The organism is Vibrio sp. 10N.222.48.A3, assembly GCF_041475345.1.
Classification (GTDB): domain Bacteria; phylum Pseudomonadota; class Gammaproteobacteria; order Enterobacterales; family Vibrionaceae; genus Vibrio; species Vibrio tasmaniensis_A.
This window is the reverse complement of sequence record NZ_JBFRVX010000584.1, coordinates 1-7,298: the sequence shown is the minus strand read 5'-3', so window position 1 is coordinate 7,298 and position 7,298 is coordinate 1. Positions and strand designations below refer to the sequence as shown.

Genomic DNA, 7,298 nt, shown 5'->3' with positions numbered 1-7,298 from the left:
GAATTAATTACTCACAACCAAGCAATGGTGATCGTAAAAACAAACCCTGGTTGCGCACAGTTGGTCGCAAGATTGGTTGATATCGACCCACATACCGAGATTATCGGTACGGTTGGCGGCAATGACACGGTGTTAATTATTCCGAAAGACACCACGAATATAGATGCTTGCGAACAAGTAGTAAGAGCACGCTTAGGAGTGGCTTAAATGTCTTATTGGCAAAAGCTGACAACTCATGTTGAGCGACTGACACTCTCTCGACTGCCCCAGAAAATAGCCCACCCGCCTTAGGGGATATTTGTCTACCGATGAAACTAATCACAAACTATTACGGTCTGATTGAGTTAAGATACCTTCAACTCCATTTTGATGACTAAATAGTATGCGACGACTTGCCACATTACTTTTTGTTTGTGTTTCCCTGTTCACCCAGCCTGCGTGGGCGCTTTTTGGAAACGACAACGCCGAGCCAAGCTTCGGAGGCAATAACAACGGTTTTGTCCCTGTAGACCAAGCTTTCCCTTTCAATTACTACCAGCAAGACGGCAAGGTCCTTCTCGACTGGCAAGTAAAAAAGGGCTACTACCTCTATCAACATAGCCTCTCGTTCACTGGCCAAAATCTCACTATCGGCAATGTTGAAATGGAAAATGGCCAACCACACCAAGATGAATTCTTCGGTGAGGTGAGCATCTATACTCAGCCATTATTCGTGCAAGTTCCTCTACAGAGTTACCAAGATAGCTCACAGCTGATCGTTAAGTATCAAGGCTGTGCAGATGCTGGTTTCTGTTACCCACCAGAGATCCGAGTAATCGACATTGAACCGTTTACTGCGACGAGTTCTGGGGATATGAAAAGCAGTGATGATCAAAACAGTGGTGCTTTACAAGGTTCTTCTGGTGAAGCTGACAATTCAGTACAAGCCTCTTCTCCTACCGCTGACGCAGCAAGCAATACCACTCAACAAACCAATGCTCCAGTTTCAAAAGAAGCAGGCTTAGCCGATAAGCTGGGTGACAGTTGGTGGACGCCATTATTATTCCTCGCACTCGGTGTTGGCTTAGCCTTTACGCCGTGTGTTCTGCCTATGTATCCGATTCTAACGGGTATTGTGCTAGGTGGCGGTAAGCTCAGCCAAGGCCGTGCGCTGATGCTGTCGTTCATTTATGTACAAGGCATGGCGCTGACCTACACCTTATTGGGTTTAGTGGTTGCTTCAGCAGGCATGCAGTTCCAAGCTGCGATGCAGCACCCTTATGTATTAATCGCGCTGAGTGTTCTGTTCGTGACGTTGGCGATGTCGATGTTCGGCGTTTATAACCTACAACTACCAAGCAGCATCCAAACTTGGCTTAACAACCAAAGTAACAAGCAACAAGGTGGCAATACCTTGGGCGTGTTCGCAATGGGCGCTATCTCTGGCTTGGTGTGTTCACCTTGTACCACTGCGCCACTGTCAGGCGCGTTACTGTACGTGGCTCAAAGTGGCGACCTATTAACCGGGGCGTTCGCTCTGTATGCGTTAGCGATGGGTATGGGTATACCGCTGATTTTGGTTGCGGTGTTTGGTAATAAGCTACTACCAAAAGCAGGTAGCTGGATGGACAAGGTGAAGATCGTATTCGGCTTTATCTTGCTGGCAGCGCCTATCTTCCTGCTAGAGCGAATTATTCCTGAATTGTGGGCAACGGTACTTTGGTCTGGTCTTGGGTTCATCGCCTTTGGTTGGCTTTACCACAGCAAGAATGCACTGCCATTCGGTGGTTGGAAACAGAGCGCTGTAGGTATCATCGCGATGCTTGGCCTGTTCGCATCAGCTCAACCTGCACTCAATTACTGGTTCGCAGAAAAGAGCGTTGTGGTTGAGCAACAAATCCAATTTGCCCGCGTCAACACGGTTGAAGAGTTAGAAATCCAGCTCATCGAAGCCAAGAAACTCGGCAAACCAGTGATGCTCGATTTCTACGCCGATTGGTGTGTGGCCTGTAAAGAGTTTGAGAAGTACACCTTCCACCAAGCTGATGTTGAGAACAAGCTTTCTGACTTTGTTCTTCTTCAAGCTGACGTAACGAGAAACATGCCTCAAGACATTGAACTGCTTAAACAATTACAGGTGCTGGGCTTACCAACCATAGAGTTCTGGGATGGCGAGGGTAACCATGTTCCAAATGCTCGTGTAACGGGTTTTATGGCTGCCGATGTATTCTTGAAACACATGCAAGACCACCAGCTATAACGGCAATATTCACCGGAATATCTGCCTAAACGAAAGCCGCACTGCCCCTCATTAACGAGATGGCAGTGCGGCTTTTTTGCTATTCAGAGTAACGCTTTCTTATTCCGGGGATAAAAGTCGATATGGTTCAGACTTTTCATGCATAGATATTGTCCACATACTCAATCAGGATGATAATAAATATTAACTAAATTGTTAAAAGTATGAACGTCATGGACTCGACCTATACCATCATCATTGCTGATGACCATCCTCTTTTTCGCAACGCCCTGTTTCAGTCAGTTCATATGGCGATCAGCGGTGCGAACCTGCTTGAGGCTGATTCTCTCGATGCCTTACTGACTCTGCTAAAAAAAGAAGATGAACCTGATCTGTTGCTTCTCGACCTTAAAATGCCGGGTTCAAACGGGATGTCTGGCCTAATTCAACTGCGTGCTGAATACCCAGATTTACCAATTGTGGTGATCTCTGCCAGCGAGGATGCCAGCGTTGTCACTCAAGTGAAGAGCCACGGTGCCTTTGGCTTTATTCCTAAATCGAGTGATATGCGTGAATTGGTCAGCGCACTCAATCAAGTGCTGAATGGCGACCCGTTCTTCCCTGAAGGGCTGATCACCAACAATGCAGCCTGTAGCGACCTTGCGGAAAAGCTTTCCACATTGACGCCTCAACAATACAAGGTGTTAGGAATGCTATCGGACGGCCTACTGAACAAGCAAATTGCGTACGAATTGAATGTTTCGGAAGCGACCATCAAGGCGCATATGACAGCCATCTTCCGTAAACTGGATGTGAAAAACCGAACTCAAGCAGTTATCTTGCTACAAGAAATCCACAATTAAGCTTCGTTTACATCCTCTTCTAAAGTCGTCTTAGGCAAACATAAACCCAGCTTGACGACTTTATGATCATCTATATCTGCAACCACCCAAGTGATGTCATGCCACTCGAAGCTGTCGCCTAATACCGGGTGTGCCCCAAGCTCTTGATCAACCAATTGTTTTAGCGTCATTTCTCGCTCTTCTTCCGAGCCAAGTTCAATACCATAACAATCGCTTACCGCAGCGACCGATAACCCAACATCTAAGAAGAAGTCACCAAAGAATCGAGCGGCTTCTTCTGCCAAAGGTGCCTCACTGAAGAGCTCACTTAGGCTACCTAGGTCTTTATCTTGACCAAGTACACAGAGAATATCGTTCGCCTCTAATATGGTACTGCCCGATGGGTGAAGCAAGGCATCTTGTCGAAACAGTGCGGTAATGCGTGTCCCTTCTGGCATCGATAAACGCTTGAGCGGTTCACCGACACACCACTTTTCCTCTTTCAGCTTGTAGACAAACATCTCCCATTCACTGGTCGGATAAATCTCGATACCGGTGCGAGAAATCGGTGTTGGCGTTGGCGGTAGAGTCACTTTAGCGAGTCTTGCGACTTTCATTAAGCTGCCGCCTTGAACAATCAACGAAACCATAACCACGAAGAAGGCGATATTGAAATACAGCTGAGCATTTGGCAGGCCAGCCATCATCGGGAAAACCGCCAAAATGATCGGAACTGCACCACGTAAACCGACCCAAGAGACAAACCAGCGCTCCTTGGTGGTAAAGCTTCTGAACGGCAGCAAACCCAACCAAACCGACACTGGACGAGCAAACAAAATCATACCGAAAGCCAGTGCTAACGCAGGAAGTGCAATGTCCATTAAGGTCGATGGAGTCACCAATAAACCCAACACCAAGAACATCACGATCTGACTTAGCCACGTCATACCGTCTAGGACATTAAGAATAGAGTGTCGAGAACGCGTTGGACGATTACCAATGAACAAGCCCACTAGGTAAATCGATAATATGCCACTACCGCCAAGCATGTTAGAGAACGCAAACAGCGCCACGCCCCCACTGAGTACCAGAATGGAGTAAAGGCCATCAGCCAGTTGTACTCGATTGATTAAGCTCCATAGAACCCAGCCGCCGCCAATACCAACAAGGGTGCCGATACCAAACTGCATCGCAAAACTTTGCAGTAGGAAGTTCATTCCCATCTCAGCGTCAGGGTTACCTAACAGCGCAATTAAGGTCACCGTCAGGAAGACCGCCATTGGGTCGTTAGTGCCCGATTCGATCTCTAGAGTTGAACCTACACGCTCATTGAGACTCTGCCCTTTCAGCAAAGAGAATACCGCTGCCGCATCGGTTGAACCCACAATCGCCCCGACCAAGATGCCCTGCATTAATGACAAGTCAAACAGCCAAGCCGCCATCAATCCGGTTAAGGTTGCTGTACATGCGACACCTATCGTCGCCAGCGAGAGCGAAGGCCAGAAAGCGACCTTGAAGCTCGCCACCTTGGTTCGCATACCGCCATCCAACAGAATCACGGCAAGCGCAAGGTTACTCACCAAGTAGGTCAGTGAGTAATCATCGAAATGAATATTACCGGGTCCATCTTCACCCGCTAACATACCAACGAACAAAAAGATCAAAAGAATAGGAACGCCCAATCGAGAGGACACTTGTGAGAAAAGCACGCTGATGGCGATGAGTACGGCACCAGTCAAGAATAAGTGGTTAATGGTTATTGCGTCCAATTCGTTCCCCCAAAGAATAAAATCCGAGCTTTAAGCCTGTTGATCTTTTGCCACTAGCTTGTTGATCTTCTGCCGTTTAGCAAGGCACGGTCGGTGAAAGTGCCGTAGTTACTATAACAAACTTATGTTTCGCTTCGTGTCATAAGCAGGGCTAAATACCGTTTCTCAGTCATTTAGTTGTTAAATTTTATGACTCTCACTCTAATTCATCCCTTTTTGTTAGACCTTTGGCTAATTTAACATCATTGCAACATCACGTTTTTCTATGGTTCTGTCTCCTAGCTCCCATATTTAAGGACATTAGCGCTAATAGCGTCCCGACTAAAGTTGCACAGATCCCTTGACTTATCCTTGCTACATTCTAAATCGTAACATTACGTTAACACAGCAATTTCTACAGAAACGGTTTCTACGAAAACGGAATTAAAGGAGAAGGCAATGGCGTTCGAATCTACGGAACATGCTCAAGCCTACTGGAAGGAAAACTTGGGAATAATGGGAACACTACTCGCTGTCTGGTTTGTGGTGTCTTATGGCGCTGGCATCTTATTTGTGGATGTCCTAAATACCATTCAATTTGGCGGGTTTAAGCTAGGTTTTTGGTTCGCTCAACAAGGTTCAATTTATACCTTCGTGGCGTTGATATTTATTTACGTTGTTCGCATGAATAAGCTGGACAAAAAATACAACGTACAGGAAGACTAGAGGCTAGAACATGGATATTCAAACTTGGACGTTTATTCTCGTCGGTATTACTTTCGCAGTCTATATCGGCATCGCAATCTGGGCTCGCGCTGGAACAACGAGTGAATTCTACGTTGCTGGCGGCGGCGTACACCCAGTAGCAAACGGCATGGCAACAGCCGCTGACTGGATGTCGGCAGCATCATTCATCTCAATGGCAGGTATCATCTCATTCGTTGGTTACGACGGTGCGGTTTACCTCATGGGTTGGACAGGTGGTTATGTACTACTTGCGCTATGTTTAGCACCTTACCTACGTAAGTTCGGTCAGTTTACGGTTCCTGATTTCATCGGTGAACGTTACTACTCGAAAACAGCACGTATGGTAGCGGTATTCTGTGCAATCTTCGTATCATTTACGTACGTTGCGGGCCAGATGCGTGGTGTTGGCGTTGTATTCTCTCGTTTCCTAGAAGTTGATATTAACCTAGGCATCATCATTGGTATGGGTATTGTGTTCTTCTACGCAGTGCTTGGTGGCATGAAAGGCATCACTTATACGCAGGTAGCTCAATTCTGTGTCCTCATTTTCGCCTTCCTTGTTCCAGCAATCTTTACCTCAATCATGATGACAGGTAACCCACTTCCACAAGTTGGTATGGGCTCAACGCTATCAGGTACAGATGTATACTTACTTGATAAACTGGATGGACTAACCGAAGAGCTCGGATTTACAGCCTATACCGAAGGTAACAAGAGCATGGTAGATGTATTCTTCATCTGTGCAGCTCTAATGGTAGGTACTGCCGGTCTTCCACACGTAATCATTCGTTTCTTCACGGTACCAAAAGTACGTGATGCTCGTATCTCAGCGGGTTGGGCACTACTGTTCATCTCATTGCTATACACAACAGCGCCAGGCGTTGCAGCCTTCGCTCGTGTAAATATGATCGAAACGATTAATGGCCCAGACATGCAAGGTGTCGCAGCAGCAGAAGCACCAAGCTGGTACAAAAACTGGGAAAGCACTGGCCTAGTTGGTTGGGAAGATAAGAACGGCGATGGCAAAATGTTCTACTCGGGCGACGAACGCAACGAAATGAAGATTAACCGTGACATCATCGTACTGGCTTCTCCAGAACTAGCAAAACTACCAAACTGGGTTGTCGCACTGCTTGCAGCTGGTGGCTTAGCCGCAGCACTATCAACAGCCGCGGGTCTGCTATTGGTAATCTCAACGTCGATTTCACATGACTTGTTGAAGAAAGGCTTTAGACCAAACATGACCGACAAGCAGGAGCTGTTAGCCGCTCGTTTAGCTGCCATGATCGCGATTGTAGGTGCAGGTTACTTGGGTATTAACCCACCAGGCTTTGTAGCACAGGTAGTAGCGTTTGCCTTCGGCTTAGCCGCAGCATCCTTCTTCCCAGCGATCATCCTAGGTATCTTCTACAAGAAGATGAACAAGGAAGGCGCAATTGCAGGTATGTTGTCAGGTATTGCCTTCACAGCAAGCTACATCATCTACTTCAAGTTCATTAACCCAGCAGCAAGCACACCGGAAAACTGGTGGTTTGGTATCAGCCCAGAAGGCATCGGTACGCTAGGTATGTGTCTAAACTTCGTAGTATCAATTGCAGTGAACAAAGTGACCGCTGAAGTTCCTGAAGATGTACAAGAGATGGTTGAGAACATTCGTTACCCGAAAGGTGCTGGTGAAGCTCACGACCACTAAGCACTACCACGAAACAAAGATGTTTAGCAAAAATGAATCAGTACTTACAT

Annotated in this window: 5 protein-coding genes and 1 pseudogene; 5 read left to right on the top strand and 1 reads right to left on the bottom strand. The window is 46.8% G+C overall.

Annotation, left to right across the window (positions count from 1 at the left end):
• The 3 genes and pseudogenes from AB4653_RS16565 to AB4653_RS16555 form a co-directional block, all read left to right on the top strand.
• A pseudogene (locus tag AB4653_RS16565) lies at positions 1-207 on the top strand (arginine repressor); the annotation flags it as partial.
• 175 nt (positions 208-382) lie between these two features.
• The gene (locus AB4653_RS16560; protein WP_009844704.1) at positions 383-2,239 is read left to right on the top strand and encodes a protein-disulfide reductase DsbD; all 1,857 of its coding nucleotides are present in this window, start codon (positions 383-385) and stop codon (positions 2,237-2,239) included.
• A 212-nt stretch (positions 2,240-2,451) separates the two neighbouring features.
• Positions 2,452-3,081: a response regulator transcription factor gene (locus AB4653_RS16555; RefSeq protein WP_009844703.1), complete on the top strand. Its 630-nt coding sequence runs from the start codon at positions 2,452-2,454 to the stop codon at positions 3,079-3,081.
• Here the strand turns inward: AB4653_RS16555 and AB4653_RS16550 are convergent.
• Complete coding sequence (locus AB4653_RS16550; protein ID WP_009844702.1) at positions 3,078-4,829, bottom strand: potassium/proton antiporter; 1,752 nt, start codon at positions 4,827-4,829, stop codon at positions 3,078-3,080. The genes AB4653_RS16555 and AB4653_RS16550 overlap by 4 nt on opposite strands.
• A gap of 438 nt (positions 4,830-5,267) precedes the next feature.
• Here AB4653_RS16550 and AB4653_RS16545 point away from each other — a divergent pair, with 438 nt between their 5' ends.
• Together AB4653_RS16545 and AB4653_RS16540 are read left to right on the top strand one after the other, a co-directional pair.
• Positions 5,268-5,534: a DUF4212 domain-containing protein gene (locus tag AB4653_RS16545; RefSeq protein WP_009844701.1), complete on the top strand. Its 267-nt coding sequence runs from the start codon at positions 5,268-5,270 to the stop codon at positions 5,532-5,534.
• A gap of 10 nt (positions 5,535-5,544) precedes the next feature.
• Positions 5,545-7,248, top strand: a complete 1,704-nt coding sequence (locus tag AB4653_RS16540; protein WP_009844700.1) for a sodium:solute symporter family protein — start codon at positions 5,545-5,547, stop codon at positions 7,246-7,248.
• The last annotated feature ends 50 nt before the right edge of the window (positions 7,249-7,298 follow it).